Source organism: Bacillus sp. FJAT-25509, from assembly GCF_001420605.1.
Classification (GTDB): domain Bacteria; phylum Bacillota; class Bacilli; order Bacillales; family Bacillaceae_G; genus Gottfriedia.
This window is the reverse complement of sequence record NZ_LJIZ01000016.1, coordinates 272,484-287,377: the sequence shown is the minus strand read 5'-3', so window position 1 is coordinate 287,377 and position 14,894 is coordinate 272,484. Positions and strand designations below refer to the sequence as shown.

General features: G+C 33.3%; 11 protein-coding genes and 1 riboswitch. All 11 genes read left to right on the top strand.

Translation table 11 applies throughout. The features are described from left to right. Positions 1-208 precede the first annotated feature (208 nt). The 11 genes from AN960_RS10630 to yfmH all read left to right on the top strand — a co-directional run bounded on the left by AN960_RS10630 (position 209) and on the right by yfmH (position 14,891). Complete coding sequence (locus tag AN960_RS10630) at positions 209-1,879, top strand: ribonuclease J (RefSeq protein WP_056470780.1); 1,671 nt, start codon at positions 209-211, stop codon at positions 1,877-1,879. A gap of 168 nt (positions 1,880-2,047) precedes the next feature. Further along, positions 2,048-2,731: a ClpP family protease gene (locus AN960_RS10625; protein WP_286131700.1), complete on the top strand. Its 684-nt coding sequence runs from the start codon at positions 2,048-2,050 to the stop codon at positions 2,729-2,731. Then, complete coding sequence (locus AN960_RS10620; RefSeq protein ID WP_056470775.1) at positions 2,728-2,940, top strand: YlzJ-like family protein; 213 nt, start codon at positions 2,728-2,730, stop codon at positions 2,938-2,940. The genes AN960_RS10625 and AN960_RS10620 overlap by 4 nt, the downstream gene beginning before the upstream one ends. A 123-nt stretch (positions 2,941-3,063) precedes the next feature. Next, positions 3,064-5,454: a DNA translocase FtsK gene (locus AN960_RS10615; RefSeq protein ID WP_056470772.1), complete on the top strand. Its 2,391-nt coding sequence runs from the start codon at positions 3,064-3,066 to the stop codon at positions 5,452-5,454. A gap of 61 nt (positions 5,455-5,515) precedes the next feature. After that, positions 5,516-5,617: riboswitch (purine riboswitch) on the top strand. A 244-nt stretch (positions 5,618-5,861) separates the two neighbouring features. After that, the gene (locus AN960_RS10610) at positions 5,862-6,587 is read left to right on the top strand and encodes a GntR family transcriptional regulator (protein ID WP_056470769.1); all 726 of its coding nucleotides are present in this window, start codon (positions 5,862-5,864) and stop codon (positions 6,585-6,587) included. Positions 6,588-6,758: 171 nt separating this feature from the next. Then, positions 6,759-7,856, top strand: a complete 1,098-nt coding sequence (locus AN960_RS10605) for a BMP family lipoprotein (protein ID WP_216600075.1) — start codon at positions 6,759-6,761, stop codon at positions 7,854-7,856. 261 nt (positions 7,857-8,117) lie between these two features. Next, the gene (locus AN960_RS25450) at positions 8,118-9,641 is read left to right on the top strand and encodes an ABC transporter ATP-binding protein (protein WP_056470763.1); all 1,524 of its coding nucleotides are present in this window, start codon (positions 8,118-8,120) and stop codon (positions 9,639-9,641) included. Next, positions 9,638-10,705: an ABC transporter permease gene (locus AN960_RS10595; protein WP_056470760.1), complete on the top strand. Its 1,068-nt coding sequence runs from the start codon at positions 9,638-9,640 to the stop codon at positions 10,703-10,705. Before AN960_RS25450 ends, AN960_RS10595 begins: the two co-directional genes overlap by 4 nt. 3 nt (positions 10,706-10,708) lie before the next feature. Continuing rightward, the gene (locus tag AN960_RS10590) at positions 10,709-11,656 is read left to right on the top strand and encodes an ABC transporter permease (protein ID WP_056470758.1); all 948 of its coding nucleotides are present in this window, start codon (positions 10,709-10,711) and stop codon (positions 11,654-11,656) included. Between the two features lie 680 nt (positions 11,657-12,336). Further along, positions 12,337-13,608, top strand: coding sequence for an EF-P 5-aminopentanol modification-associated protein YfmF (gene yfmF, locus AN960_RS10585; protein WP_056471171.1), 1,272 nt, complete (start codon positions 12,337-12,339; stop codon positions 13,606-13,608). Beyond that, the gene (gene yfmH, locus AN960_RS10580; protein ID WP_056470755.1) at positions 13,608-14,891 is read left to right on the top strand and encodes an EF-P 5-aminopentanol modification-associated protein YfmH; all 1,284 of its coding nucleotides are present in this window, start codon (positions 13,608-13,610) and stop codon (positions 14,889-14,891) included. Before yfmF ends, yfmH begins: the two co-directional genes overlap by 1 nt. The last annotated feature ends 3 nt before the right edge of the window (positions 14,892-14,894 follow it).

Below are 14,894 nucleotides of genomic sequence, written 5' to 3'. Positions count from 1 at the left end.
ATGCTGAGGTGGAAACAATCATTTTTATTTTGAATGTTAGCTATAGTCGTATGAGCGTTAAAAATGATTAAAAATACATACCCAAAGTAATCCGATTTTCCTATTTAAGGAAGAATGTATCTTGTTTTACCTGTTCCGACTAGGATATAATGTTTGTAAGATTTTGAACGGTCTGTAAATTTAAAGAATTAACTAGGAGGAACAGGTTGTGGTGAAGGAAATGAAAGAACAAGTAAAAGTTTTTGCCCTTGGTGGGGTAGGTGAAATCGGAAAAAACATGTATATAGTCGAAGTTGGTGAATTGATTTACGTGTTAGATGCAGGTTTAAAATTTCCTGACCAAGAAATGTACGGAATAGATCATGTCATACCTGATGTAAGTTATTTAGAGAAAAACGCACATAAAGTAGTAGGTGTTTTTATTACACATGGGCATGAAGATCATATTGGTGCGATTCCATATATTATGAATAAACTTCCACAAGTAAAGTTTTACACGAATAAATTAGCTTATTTATTTATTAGAGAAAAATTAAGTGAAAAGGGCATTAAAAACCTTGAGCAATTTGAACTATATGACGAAACCACTTTATTAACATTTGAAAATAGTTCAATTAGTTTTTTTAGGACTACTCATAGTATTCCAGATTCATTTGGATTTTGTGTAAATACACCACAAGGTGCGGTCGTTTTTACTGGAGACTTCAAATTTGATCAATCGAAAAGTCCTTATCCAGGTGCTGATTTAGGTAAACTAGCACTAATTGGAGATAAAGGTGTTTTATGTTTGCTTTCTGATAGCACAAACGCAGAAAGACAAGGGTTTTCGGGGTCTGAGAAGAAAGTATCGGAAGAAATTAAAAAAGAAATTATGAATGCAAAAGGAAGAGTTTTAGTAACTTGCTTTTCTTCAAATATATATCGCATCCAACAGGTTATTAATGCAAGTGTAGCGGCTGGTAGAAAATTAGCAGTAGTCGGAAGCAGTATGATGAAATCGATTGAAATAGCGAAGGAATTAGATTATTTATCGATTCCCGATGATTTAATGATTTCAGTTGTGGATACAGATAATTATAAAGAAAGAGATATTGTCATCCTAACTACAGGTACACAAGGAGAACCGATGGCAGCCCTTTCAAAAATTGCTAAAGGTACGCATAAACAAGTTTCAATCCGAAAAGGTGATACTGTATTAATGTCAGCAACAGCTATTCCAGGAAATGAAATGTTAGTTGCATCTTCTGTTAATCTATTATTTAGAGCTGGCGCAAATGTTATTTATGGCTATAAAAAGGTACATGTATCTGGTCATGGCTATGAAGAAGAATTAAAATTAATGCTTGAGTTAATGAAGCCAAAATATTTCATACCAGTTCATGGTGAATATCGAATGCAAAAAGCACATTCACATATTGCGGAAGAAGTAGGAATGGCAAAAGAAGATATTTTTATTGTTGAAAAAGGGGACATCGTTTCGTTTAAAGATGGTCAAGCTTCTCGTACTGAAAAAGTCGATGTTGGCAACGTTTTAATTGACGGAATTGGTGTAGGTGATGTTGGAAATATCGTATTACGTGATCGTAAGCTACTGTCTCAAGATGGAATACTAATTGTTGTGGTAACATTTAACAAGCAAAAGAAAGCGATCATATCCGGCCCTGAAATTATAACTCGTGGCTTTGTGTATGTTCGTGAATCCGAAAAATTAATAACTAGATCAACTGAAATTGTAAAAGACATAACAGAAAAAATGTTACAGAACGATCAAATTGAATGGACATTATTAAAAAATTCAATTAGAGATGGATTAAGCGCTTACTTATATGAAGAAACAAAAAGAAGACCAATGATTCTTCCAATATTAATGGAAGTATAGTTTTAAATTGTGAGTTACTTCTTATTCTGAGATGGGTATGATTTCCTTATTATTTTCACATACTAACTTGTATGAAAAATGATAGGGGGAACCATTTTGACAAATTCAAATAATGAAACACCTATTCCAAACGAAGAAGCACCTCCAAAGCCAAATGATCAAAAGGATATGAGCATTGTTGAAAAAATTCAACAGCTAGGACAAACAAATGTTCCAGCAAGCAATGATTCAAAAATTCATTGTCTAACGATAATTGGGCAGATTGAAGGGCATGTAGCATTACCACCTCAAAATAAGACAACTAAATATGAACATTTAATCCCGCAATTAGTTGCAATTGAACAAAATCCTAAGATTGAAGGATTATTAATCGTTCTAAATACTGTCGGTGGAGATGTGGAGGCTGGTCTTGCGATCTCAGAAATGATTGCAACATTAACGAAACCTACTGTATCAATCGTTTTAGGCGGTGGACATAGTATCGGAGTACCGATAGCAGTAAGTACTGACTTTTCATTTATTGCTGAAACGGCAACAATGACGATCCATCCAATTCGTCTAACTGGTTTAGTAATTGGTGTACCTCAAACGTTTGAATATCTTGATAAAATGCAAGAAAGAGTAACTCGTTTTGTTACAAAGCATTCAAATATTACAGAAGAACGTTTCAAGGAATTAATGTTTACAAAAGGTAATTTAACAAGAGATATTGGCTCAAATGTAGTTGGTGGAGATGCAGTAAAATATGGACTAATTGATGATGTAGGTGGCATTGGGCAAGCATTAAGTAAATTGCAGGAATTAATTGACGAACGGAAAGAAAAGTCAAATAAAGAGGAGAATGAATTTTGATTCTTTATACAATTATGCCAATTGAATCGATTTTTCCTGTTGATCAACAAGAATACACATCACAGCAGTTTATGGAATACAATGGTGTTCCAATGTTGGTTGATAGTGTTGGGGGTACAGCTTTTGAAATTAAAAGAATTGTCAGTACCGATCCGCAGCATTTTATGCAATATTCACCTGGTCAAAGAATTTTAGTTCTTCCAACTTGAGGTAATTATTAACAATACATGGTAAACATATGTTCTGATATGTTATAATAAATTCAATTTAAGGAAGCAGCCAAAAGGCTGCTTTCTTTGGCGAATCTGCAAATTTTGATGGGGGTGAATTACATGGCAAAGCAGAAGCAGCAAAAATCAAAAGCTCGAAAATCAGTAAGTGGCAATGGTTCAATATGGTATGAAATTAGTGGATTAATATTTTTAGCCCTATCAATCGTAACAATTTTAAAACTTGGTATTGTAGGTAAAGCTTTTGTATTATTCTTGAGATTCTTCTTTGGGGAATGGTACATGCTTAGCTTTCTTTTTATAATCGGTTTATCTGCATATAGCATAATTTATCGAAAAAGACCTCCATTTGTTTCGAGTATTACGATTGGTGGATTGTTAATCTTCTTTAGTATATTGATGTTTAGTCATGTTACTCTATTTGATTTATTAGCAAAAAATAATCAATTTCCTGATCAATCTGTCATAAAAAGTACGCTAGATTTATTCTTAATTGAAGCCAAGGGTAAAATTAGTACGGTGGATCTTGGTGGAGGTATGATTGGAGCGATACTTTTTGCAGTTTTATATTTCTTATTTGATCGAACCGGTGCGATTCTATTCGGAATCATTGCAATAGTCGCGGGAGTTTTATTTATTACTGGTAAGCCACTTGGCGGTTATTTGTATCAATATATAATGCCAAAAGTAAGAAATTTAATTTCAGATACATGGAAGGATTTTACAAATTTCTGGAAACGTGGTCGTGAACAAAAAACTACTAGTAGACGAGCTGAGGCTAAACAAAAGAGAAAAGCAAGGAAAGATTCATATGAAGACAATGATCATGATGAAGAAGTGTCAAATGGTAATAGCTTAAATTATCAAGTTAAAAATTCATATGAAAATGAGAACATCGAGCCGAAAAAAGAAATTCAAATCGAATATTCTCCTACATATCAGGCACCTAAGGAACCAGAATTGATAATTGCAAATAATTCAAATCAAATCCAGGCTCATTTTGCAGAGGAAGACGATCAGTCAATCGAATTGCCAGTTGCAGAAGTAGGAATTGATGATAAGGTAGATTACGTATTACCATCAATGGATTTATTAGCCTATCCAAAGGGTGCTAAAAAACGTGAAAATGAGTCTAAGCTTAAGGAAAATGCGGACAAGCTTGAAAGAACATTTCAAAGTTTCGGTGTAAAGGCTACAGTAACAAAAGTACATCATGGACCTGCGGTAACAAAATATGAAGTATACCCTGAAGCAGGGGTAAAAGTTAGTCGTATTGTAAATCTTAGTGATGATTTAGCACTTGCACTTGCAGCCAAAGACATTCGAATTGAAGCTCCAATTCCAGGTAAATCTGCGGTTGGTATTGAAGTACCTAATACGAATATAACGACTGTATTACTTAGAGAAGTTCTCGAAGCAAAAAATCCGAAATTACAAAATCCATTAGCTGTATCGTTAGGAAAAGATATTGCCGGTGATGCTGTATTTGCAGAGCTTAATAAAATGCCGCATTTACTAGTAGCTGGGGCGACAGGTAGTGGGAAAAGTGTATGTATAAATGGAATCATTGTTAGTATCCTAATGAATGCAAAACCATCTGAAGTAAAGTTAATGTTAATCGATCCGAAGATGGTTGAATTGAATGTTTATAATGGTATTCCACATTTGCTAACTCCTGTTGTAACAAATCCTAAAAAGGCTTCACAAGCGTTACGAAAAGTTGTTAGTGAAATGGAAAGAAGATATGAGCTTTTTTCTCATTCAGGTACTAGAAATATCGAAGGTTATAACGAATTAACTAAACAAAATAATACGATGACTGATTCAAAACAACCTTTATTACCATTTATCGTCGTGATTGTTGATGAGTTAGCAGACTTAATGATGGTAGCTTCGAGTGATGTGGAAGATTCAATCACTAGATTAGCTCAAATGGCACGTGCAGCGGGTATCCATTTAATTATTGCTACACAAAGACCGTCTGTTGACGTTATCACGGGTGTCATTAAAGCAAATATACCTTCTCGAATTGCTTTTAGTGTATCTTCTCAAACAGATTCTCGTACAATACTTGATACTGGTGGAGCAGAAAAACTATTAGGAAGAGGAGATATGTTATATCAACCAATTGGTGCATCTAAACCAATTCGAGTACAAGGAGCATTTTTATCTGATGATGAAGTTGAACGAGTAGTCGAGTTTTCAATCTCTCAACAAAAGGCTCAATACCAAGAAGAAATGATGGTAAAAGAGGAAAAAGATGGGAAATCTGAAGTGAATGATGATCTTTATAATGAAGCTGTTGAGTTAGTATCAAATATGCAATCAGCCTCGGTATCACTACTACAAAGAAGATTTAGAATTGGTTATACAAGAGCTGCAAGATTAATTGATGCTATGGAAGATAATGGTATAGTTGGTCCGTATGAAGGTAGTAAACCTAGGGAAGTATTAATTAGTAAACCAGTGGAAGATGAGCAAGCCTTGTCTTAACAAAAAAGAAAAAATTGTCGAAACATTATTGACATTTTTAGACATAGAATGATATTATTTCTTCAGATAAATTGATAGTCCTCATATAATATCGACATGATGGGTCGGAAGTTTCTACATTGCAACCAATATTTGCAATACTATGGGGAAAAAGCATTATTATGGAGAAATGGTTTATATTTACGAAATCAAAAACTCTTATAATCTAGCTTTTTCACTAAGTGGAACTGTAGATTATAAGAGTTTTTTTATGTTAAATATGAACAAATGATTCATTAACGTAATAAAAAATAAAGCGTTTTCAAAAAAGTGTTGAAATGAGTAAAAAATAACAGTATAGTAAAGAAGGATTATACGACAGATGTCTAACAACTGATGTCTGAAATCCGAAGTTTGGGGGATGGGAAATGAAGATTAAAACAGACACCAGATTACTTTATCTCCAAGTGATGGATCGAATCAAACAAGATATTGAGAACGGTATTTACCTGCCACATCATAAGTTACCATCAGAGTATGAGTTATCTAAAATATTTGGAGTATCAAGAGCAACATTAAGAGAAGCATTAAGAGTTTTAGAAGAAGAAAATATCTTAGTTAGAAGACACGGGGTCGGCACATTTGTAAAACCGAAACCAATTTTTAGGACAGGCATTGAACAATTAAGTAGTGTCTCAGAAATGATTATTGATGCAGGTAAAGAACCTGGTACAATCTTCCTATCTTCTAAACTATTAGTTCCTACGAAAGAAGATTTAAAAAGCTTTACAATCACAGAAGATGATCGTATGCACGTTGTAGAAAGAATTCGAACAGCAAATGGTGAACCTGTAGTTTATTGCATTGATAAATTACCAACTAATTATTTTAAACAGGTTCCATCATATGAAGATCATTCGTTCTTTACTTTCATCAAAAAAGAAACTGGACGTAATATCGAATATTCAAGTGCAAGAATTGAACCAATAGGTTACCACGATAAAGTTTCTCCTTTATTACAGTGTGAACCAGATGTTTCATTATTATTAATCGAACAGTTACATTTTGACGATTTAAACCGAGCAGTATTACATTCTTATAATTACTTCAGAGCGGATCAGTTCAGTTTTAATGTTTTAAGAAAAAGAAATTAAAATTGTATAGCCAAATTAATATTTACGAAAAATAAGTTTTGGCTGGTTTTTCAAATATTGTTTACTGAAATTTCATTAAATTATTAGGGAGGTGGATCGTTAAGTTAACGATTATATACCAAGCTAGTACAAAAGTAAATAAAAATTTAAGGGGGCAAAATTTTTATGAAGATGAAAAAAGCTGGTCTTGTTCTTTCAATGGCCTTAGCAGCAGGTACAATGTTAGGTGCTTGTGGTAAAGGTGGAGATACAAATGACGCAAAAGGTGCATTTAAAGTAGGTATGGTAACTGACTCAGGTACAATTGATGATAAGTCATTTAACCAAGGTACTTGGGAAGGGATCCAAGCAGGAGCTAAAGAATTAGGTTTCAATCTTAAGAATGATACTAAATACTTAAAACCTGCTGGCGAAACTGAAGCTGATTATTTAAAAGAAATTGGTAACTTAAATGATGCGGACTTTAAATTTATCGTTACTCCAGGTTTTAAATTTGAAACAGCAATTTATAAAGCGCAAGATAAATATAAAGATGACAAATTTGTAATTATCGATGGTACACCACACTCTGCTAAAGATTATACGCCAGATGTAAAGAAAAACACTGTTTCAATTTTCTTCTCTGAACATGAAGCTGGTTACCTAGCTGGTATTGCTACAGCAGTTCAATTAAAAACTGGTGATGTTGGATTTATCGGTGGTATGGAAATTCCAGCAGTTCAAAAATACAACTGGGGATTCCAACAAGGTATTAAGTATGCAAACGAAAACCTTGGAACAAGCATTTCTTTAAAAGCTAATAACGTAGTATATTCTGGAAGCTTTACAGACAAAGCAGCAGGTCAGCAAATTGCAGCTCAGATGTATGACCGTGGAGTTAAAGCAATTTTCTCTGCAGCAGGTGGAGTAGGACAAGGTGCTATTACTGAAGCTAAAAACAGAGTAGCTAGTGGTAAAGTAGCATGGGTTGTTGGTGTTGACGTAGATCAGTACTCTGATGGTGTTTATAAAGATAACAAATCAGTAATCTTAACTTCAGCTATGAAAGGTGTAGCTAAAGCAGCATCTGATATGGTAAAAGCTGAAAAAGATAAAAAATTCCCTGGTGGACAAACTTTAACTTACGATGCAAAAAATGATGGTATTGGTTTACCAAAAGAAAATCCAAACTTAAGTTCTGAAACTTTAACAAAAGTTCAAGATGTATTTAACAAAATTAAGTCTGGTGAAATTGTAGTAGCAAGTGAAAGAGGAAATTTAATTAAGTAATTAAATTTCTAATGAATAAATGATAGAAGAAGCATAGGAAAGGAGACCCTTTTATATGCTTCTTCTACCCTATAAATAATTTTGACTTTTCATGCTTTAATCAATTGTAAGCACTTATATTGGTAAAGCTTCCAATTGATTAGGGCATGACTATCGGGTGAGAGAGTAAACCCCTCCCTAAATAAAAAATATAGAAAAATATTTCGAAATCAAGTAAAACTTTAAAAATAAATGACTTCGTAATATACAAGGAGGAAAATTATGGAATATGTAGTGGAGATGCTAAATATAACAAAAGAGTTTCCTGGCATTATAGCGAATGACAATATTACACTACGATTAAAAAAAGGGGAAGTTCATGCTTTATTAGGTGAAAACGGAGCAGGGAAATCAACTTTAATGTCCGTCCTTTTTGGAATGTACACACCTGAAAAAGGAATTATAAAAGTAAAAGGTAAAGAAGTTAAAATTTCAAATCCCAATGTTGCAAATGAATTAGGAATCGGAATGGTTCACCAACATTTTAAATTAGTTTCAAATTTTACAGTCACAGAAAATATTATTCTAGGTCTTGAACCTAAAAAAGGTCTAGTAGTAGATATCAAGACTGCAGCAAAACGTATTGAAGAGCTTTCTAAAACTTACGGTTTAAACGTAGATCCTTATGCAAAGATTGAAGATATTACAGTAGGGATGCAACAAAGAGTCGAAATTTTAAAAACTTTATATCGTAATGCTGAAGTACTAATCCTAGATGAGCCAACAGCAGTACTTACTCCACAAGAGATACAAGATTTAATGAAGATTATTAAAAACTTGATTAATGAAGGCAAGTCAATCATTATCATTACACATAAGTTAAAAGAAATTAAAGCTGTTGCAGATCAATGTACAGTCATTCGTCACGGAAAATACATCGGTACTGTTGATGTAAAACAAACTTCTGAATCTGAAATGGCATCTATGATGGTCGGACGTCAGGTGTCTTTCAAGGTAGATAAAGTAGAATCAAAACCTGGCGAAGTTGTACTAGATGTAAATAATTTAAGTGTCAAAAATAATAAAAAAGTTTTAGGTTTAAAAAATGCTACTCTTCAAGTTCGAGCAGGTGAAATCGTTGGGATTGCCGGAGTTGAAGGGAATGGACAATCTGAACTTGTTGAAGCAATTACAGGTTTAAGACCGATTGAAGAAGGTTCTATTTTATTAAAAAATCAAGATATTACAAAACACAGTATCCGTGAGCGAATTAAAAGCGGTATTGCTCATATTCCAGAGGATCGTCAAAAAAGAGGACTTGTACTTGAATATACAATTGAAGAAAACGTTGTTCTAGAAATTTATAATCAAGAACCATTCTCTAAATATGGTGTTTTAGATAAAGCTGCGATTGCCAAACATGCAAAGAAAATCATTGAAGAATTCGATGTACGCTCTGGTGAAGGTGCGAAAACAGTCGTTGAATCCATGTCTGGAGGAAACCAGCAAAAAGCAATCATCGGTCGCGAAATCGAACTTAAGCCTGAGTTATTAATTGCATGTCAGCCAACACGTGGATTAGACGTTGGTTCGATTGAGTATATTCATAAGAGATTAATAGAGCAAAGAGATAGTGGAAAAGCTGTTCTACTAATCTCGTTAGAACTAGACGAAGTTCTTAATTTATCTGACCGCATTGCAATCGTAAATGCAGGAGAAATCATTGATATCGTTAATGCCAAAGACACAAATGAAGATGAATTAGGATTAATGATGGCTGGTATAAGGAGAGGTGAAGGGGCATGAAAAAGGGAGGAATTATTTCTTTAATTGCCGTAGTATTAGGTTTACTGGCTGGAGCATTATTAATTTTTGTAACAGGTAATGATCCGATTGAAGGGTTTAATTATTTATTCCAAGGTGGATTAAAAGATCCGGAGCGTATTGGTAATACACTTGCTACTGCTACTCCGTTAATTTTAACAGGACTTTCTGTTGCGTTTGCATTCAGAACAGGTTTATTTAATATCGGTGCAGCTGGCCAAATGCTTTTTGCAGGGTTTTGTGCTTCAGCAGTTGGTTTAACAGTAGATTTACCAACGTTGATCTTAGTTCCGTTTATGGTAATTGTTGCTTTTATTGCAGGAGCAGCTTGGGCATTTATTCCTGGACTACTAAAAGCTAGGTTTAATGTTCACGAAGTAGTTTCTACGATCATGATGAACTGGATTGCTTACTGGACAGTTTATTATTTAGTACCACAATATTTTAAAGGTAGTACTGAAACAGAGTCAAAAATGCTTGCAGATGCTGCAACATTAAAAATGCCATTTTTATCAAATTTATTTGGTGGTTCATATATTAACTTCGGTTTATTTATCGCAGTTATTATGGTAATCGTTGTTTCATTCATTATTAATCGTACAGTATTGGGTTATGAATTAAAGGCTGTAGGTTACAACCGTAGTGCTGCTGAATACGCGGGTATTTCAGTAAATAGAAATGTTATTTTATCAATGATGATTTCAGGTGGACTTGCTGGACTAGCGGGTGTTGTTCAATTCGCTGGTAATGCATCACTAATTCAAATTGGGGTTTTACCTACAGAAGGATTCGACGGAATTGCCGTGGCACTTTTAGGAATGAATACACCAATTGGCGTATTTTTCTCAGCTATTTTCTTTGGACTATTATATTCTGGTAAAGGATTTATGAGTGCAATGACTTCAATTCCACCAGATATTGCTGATGTTATCATTGCAATCATTATCTATTTCTCTGCAACTAGTATTTTAATTAAAAAAGTTATCGATCGAGTATCCAAATCACGCAAATATAAAAACAGCAATGTAGGAGAGAAGGTGAAATAAGGCATGGATTTAATTATACAAATTTTCCCATATGCAATTGCCTATACGATTCCATTATTAATCGTAGCATTAGGTGGTTTATTTTCTGAGCGAAGCGGTGTCGTAAATATTGGTTTAGAAGGTTTAATGGTTGTCGGTGGTTTCGCTAGTGCCTTAACAATTTCAAAACTTCAAGTAAATCATCAAGGTGAAGTTTGGGTAATCTGGGTAGGAATTCTTGTTGCAGTTCTTGCAGGTGCTTTATTTTCTTTACTACATGCGTTTGCAAGTATAAATTTACACGCAGATCAAGTAATAAGTGGTATCGCAATTAATATGATTGCAGGTGCTTTAACAATCTTCTTAGCAAGAAATATTACTGGTTCAGGAAACATCAGTATTAACGGTATTACACGTACTGATATCCCAGTCTTAAAGAACATTCCGATACTTGGGGATTTATTCTTTAAAAACACGTATACTACAACATGGTTAGTAATTGCCATTTTACTCGTTAGTACATTTGTACTTTATAAAACTCGTTTAGGCTTACGTCTACGTGCATGTGGTGAATACCCACAAGCAGCTGATGCAGCAGGTATTAATGTATACCGTATTCGTTACCTTGGCGTTATTATTTCTGGGGCATTTTCTGGATTAGGTGGAGCAATTATTTTAGTAACTTACTCTGGCGAATTTACAGGAAGTGTTGCAGGTCTTGGTTTCTTAGCAATTGCAGCATTAATTTTTGGACAGTGGAAACCACTTGGGATTTTAGCTGCGACATTATTCTTTGGTGTAGCTACAACAATTGCCAACGTATCGCAAGTTATTCCAAGTTTAGCTCATATACCACCATTAGCACTAAAGTTATTCCCATACGTAGTAACTTTAATTGCATTAGTTATATTCTCAAAAACATCTCAAGCACCAAAATCAGTTGGTGTTGCATATGAAAAAGGTAAACGATAAATAATTGTTTTTGAAGCTTCCTATTTAATTAGGAGGCTTTTTTTTATTCTTTTAAAAATGTGTTGTCAATTAATTACGAATAATATCGTTTTTAAGAAAGTTAAATTATAATTCGTTTTTTTCAAAATTGATAAATATATATACAACACATCCATATAAGATTCTGATAAATTGGATACTTTTTAGAATAAATGATAAATCGGTCTATTAATCGTTATTATTTAAATCAATAAAAAAAAGACAATATTAAAGATTATTTTTTTAAGATTTTACATTTATTTTTTGTAAATGATTGGAACGTAAGGTGCGAGACTCCTGTGGGAAAAGAGGGAAGGGTGAGACCTCGCAGGCGCGCCGAGGAGGCTCACCTCTCTCCCCACGGAAAGGGAGCATCCTGGAGTGGAAATCAACGAAGTACTTATTTTAGAAGAACAGATTACGGAAATCAACCTCGCACAACTTACTTTATTAAGAAAAATCTTGATATTTAAATGACTGTTCCTTTTGCAGCAGTAGGATGAAGCTTCCTTTATAAAATCCGAAGCTTCTTTTTATTTGAAATAATTATTTTGGGTAAACTAAGCAGTAGGTTTTATTTTTGGTAAAATTAGAGATACAATGAAGATATTGGAAATAAATATGAGTAAATAGTATTTGTCTAAGGAGGGTTCAATTTGAATTTGTTACAGTACAAAAATAGTGATATTAACGGTATTAAACTACATGTGGTAACAACTGAAAAATTTAAAACAAATTCGATTACATTAAAAGTACGTGGAAAACTTGAAGAAGATACAGTATCTTATCGAGGAATTTTACCTTATGTATTGCAAAGTGGAACAAAAGATCTTCCTACTAATGGTGAAATTAGAAGAAAATTAGAAGATTTATATGGGGCGACCTTCTTTGTAGACGTATCAAAAAAAGGTGATTATCATGTTATGTCATTTACAATTGACATTGCAAATGAAAAATACCTTTCAAATCAAGGTTCATTATTAAATGAAGCGCTTTCGCTTATTGCTTCTATTTGGCAAAATCCATTTTTAGAAAATGGGGTATTTTCAGCTAAGCATGTTGAAACTCAAAAAAGAACTCAAGTACAACGAATTCAGTCCATTAATGATGATAAATTGAAATATGCAAATCAACGACTAGTGGAAGAAATGTTTAAGGGTGAACCTTATGCATTACTTGCAAATGGGAGAACAGAAGATGTTAATTCAATCACGGCTGAATCATTATATAAATATTATGAAAAAGCCCTGCAGGAGGATTTAATTGATCTTTATATAGTTGGTGATGTCGCTTTTGACCAATGTAAACAATTAGTGGAAGAAAACTTTAGAAATACAACTAGTGAAAAACTTAGAGTTGAGACGGCAAAAGCAACGCCGACTGATACTCCAAATGAAGTTATTGAAGAGCAAAAATTAAATCAGGCTAAGTTACACATCGGTTATACTACTGATATTTCGATTAAAGACCCAGATTATTTTGCCCTTCAAGTGTTTAATGGACTTTATGGTGGATTTTCACATTCAAAATTATTTATCAATGTTCGAGAAAAAAATAGCTTAGCATACTATGCTGCTTCTCGTTTTGAAAGTCATAAATCAATTTTAATGGTCATGTCTGGTATAGCAAGTGAAAATTATGAAAAAGCAACAACAATCATTGCTGAACAACTTGAAGAGATGAAAAAGGGAAATTTCACTGAAGAGGAAATTGATCAAACAAAATTAGTGATCAAAAACAGTCTATTAGAAAGTATGGACACAGCTTATGGAATCATTGAAACATTATTCAATGACCAAGCTGCGGGAAATGAACGTCCAATCGAGGATTGGTTTCCTGAAATCGAAAAAGTTACAAAAGATGAAATTGTATCTGTAGCTAATAAAATAAAACTTCACACAACTTATTTCTTAAAAGGTCAGGAGGGAGCATAATGGAAAAAAAGTATTTTGAACAATTGAATGAAACGCTTTATTTCGAGGAGCTTGAAAACGGATTAAAAGTATATATTCTTCCTAAACAAGGCTACAACAAAACATATGCGACCTTTACAACTAAATACGGTTCGATTGATTCTGAATTTATTCCTTTAGGAAAAGATGAAAAATTAGTTGTACCAGATGGGATTGCTCATTTTTTAGAGCACAAATTGTTTGAAAAGAAAGATGGAGATGTATTCCAGGTTTTTAGTAAACAAGGAGCTTCTTCTAATGCGTTTACAAGTTTTACACGAACTGCTTATTTATTTTCAGCAACGAATAATGTAGAACAAAATTTAATGACTCTAATTGACTTTGTTCAGGATCCATATTTTTCTGATCAAAGTGTTGAAAAAGAAAAAGGGATCATTGGTCAAGAAATTAAAATGTACGAAGATAACCCTGATTGGAGACAATATTTTGGGATGATTGCAAATTTATATGGTAAACATCCTGTTAGAACAGATATTGCTGGTACGGTTGAATCAATTTCAAAAATTACAAAAGAATTACTTTATACTTGTTATGAAACTTTTTATCACCCAAGTAATATGTTGTTTTTTGTTGTAGGTCCAGTAGACCCTGATAAAACAATGAATTTAATTAGAGATAACCAAAGTAAAAAAACTTTTAAAGATGCAAATGAAATAAAGAGATTTTTCCCTGAAGAAACGCCTGAATCTGCAGAAAAGAAAAAAGTGTTACATATGAATGTCCAATCATCGAAAGTACTCGTTGGGGTAAAGGATTTCTCTGCACCTAAAGGTGGTAGCGAATTACTAAAGCATGAATTATCAATTTCCGTATTACTTGATTATTTATTTGGCAAAGCCTCAAATACGTATCAACAAATGTATGAAGATGGTTTAATCGATGATACATTCTCATATGATTACTCTGCAGAAAATGGTTTTGCTTTTGCAATCATCGGAGGAGATTCTACTTCACCTGAAAAACTTTCTGAAAAAATAAAAGAAGTATTATTAGACTCAAAAAATCATCAGTGGGAAAAAGAAATTGTCGATCGCGTAGTTAAAAAGAAAATCGGCGGATTTTTACGCTCATTAAATTCACCAGAATATATTGCTAATCAATTTACACGATACGCGTTCTTAGATATGCATTTATTTGACATCGTATCTGTGTTACAATCTATTTCTGTAGAGGATCTAAAAGAAAGTGCTAGTCATCTAATAAATGAAGACTATATGAGTGAATTTTTTGTTCTTCCTCATTGAATA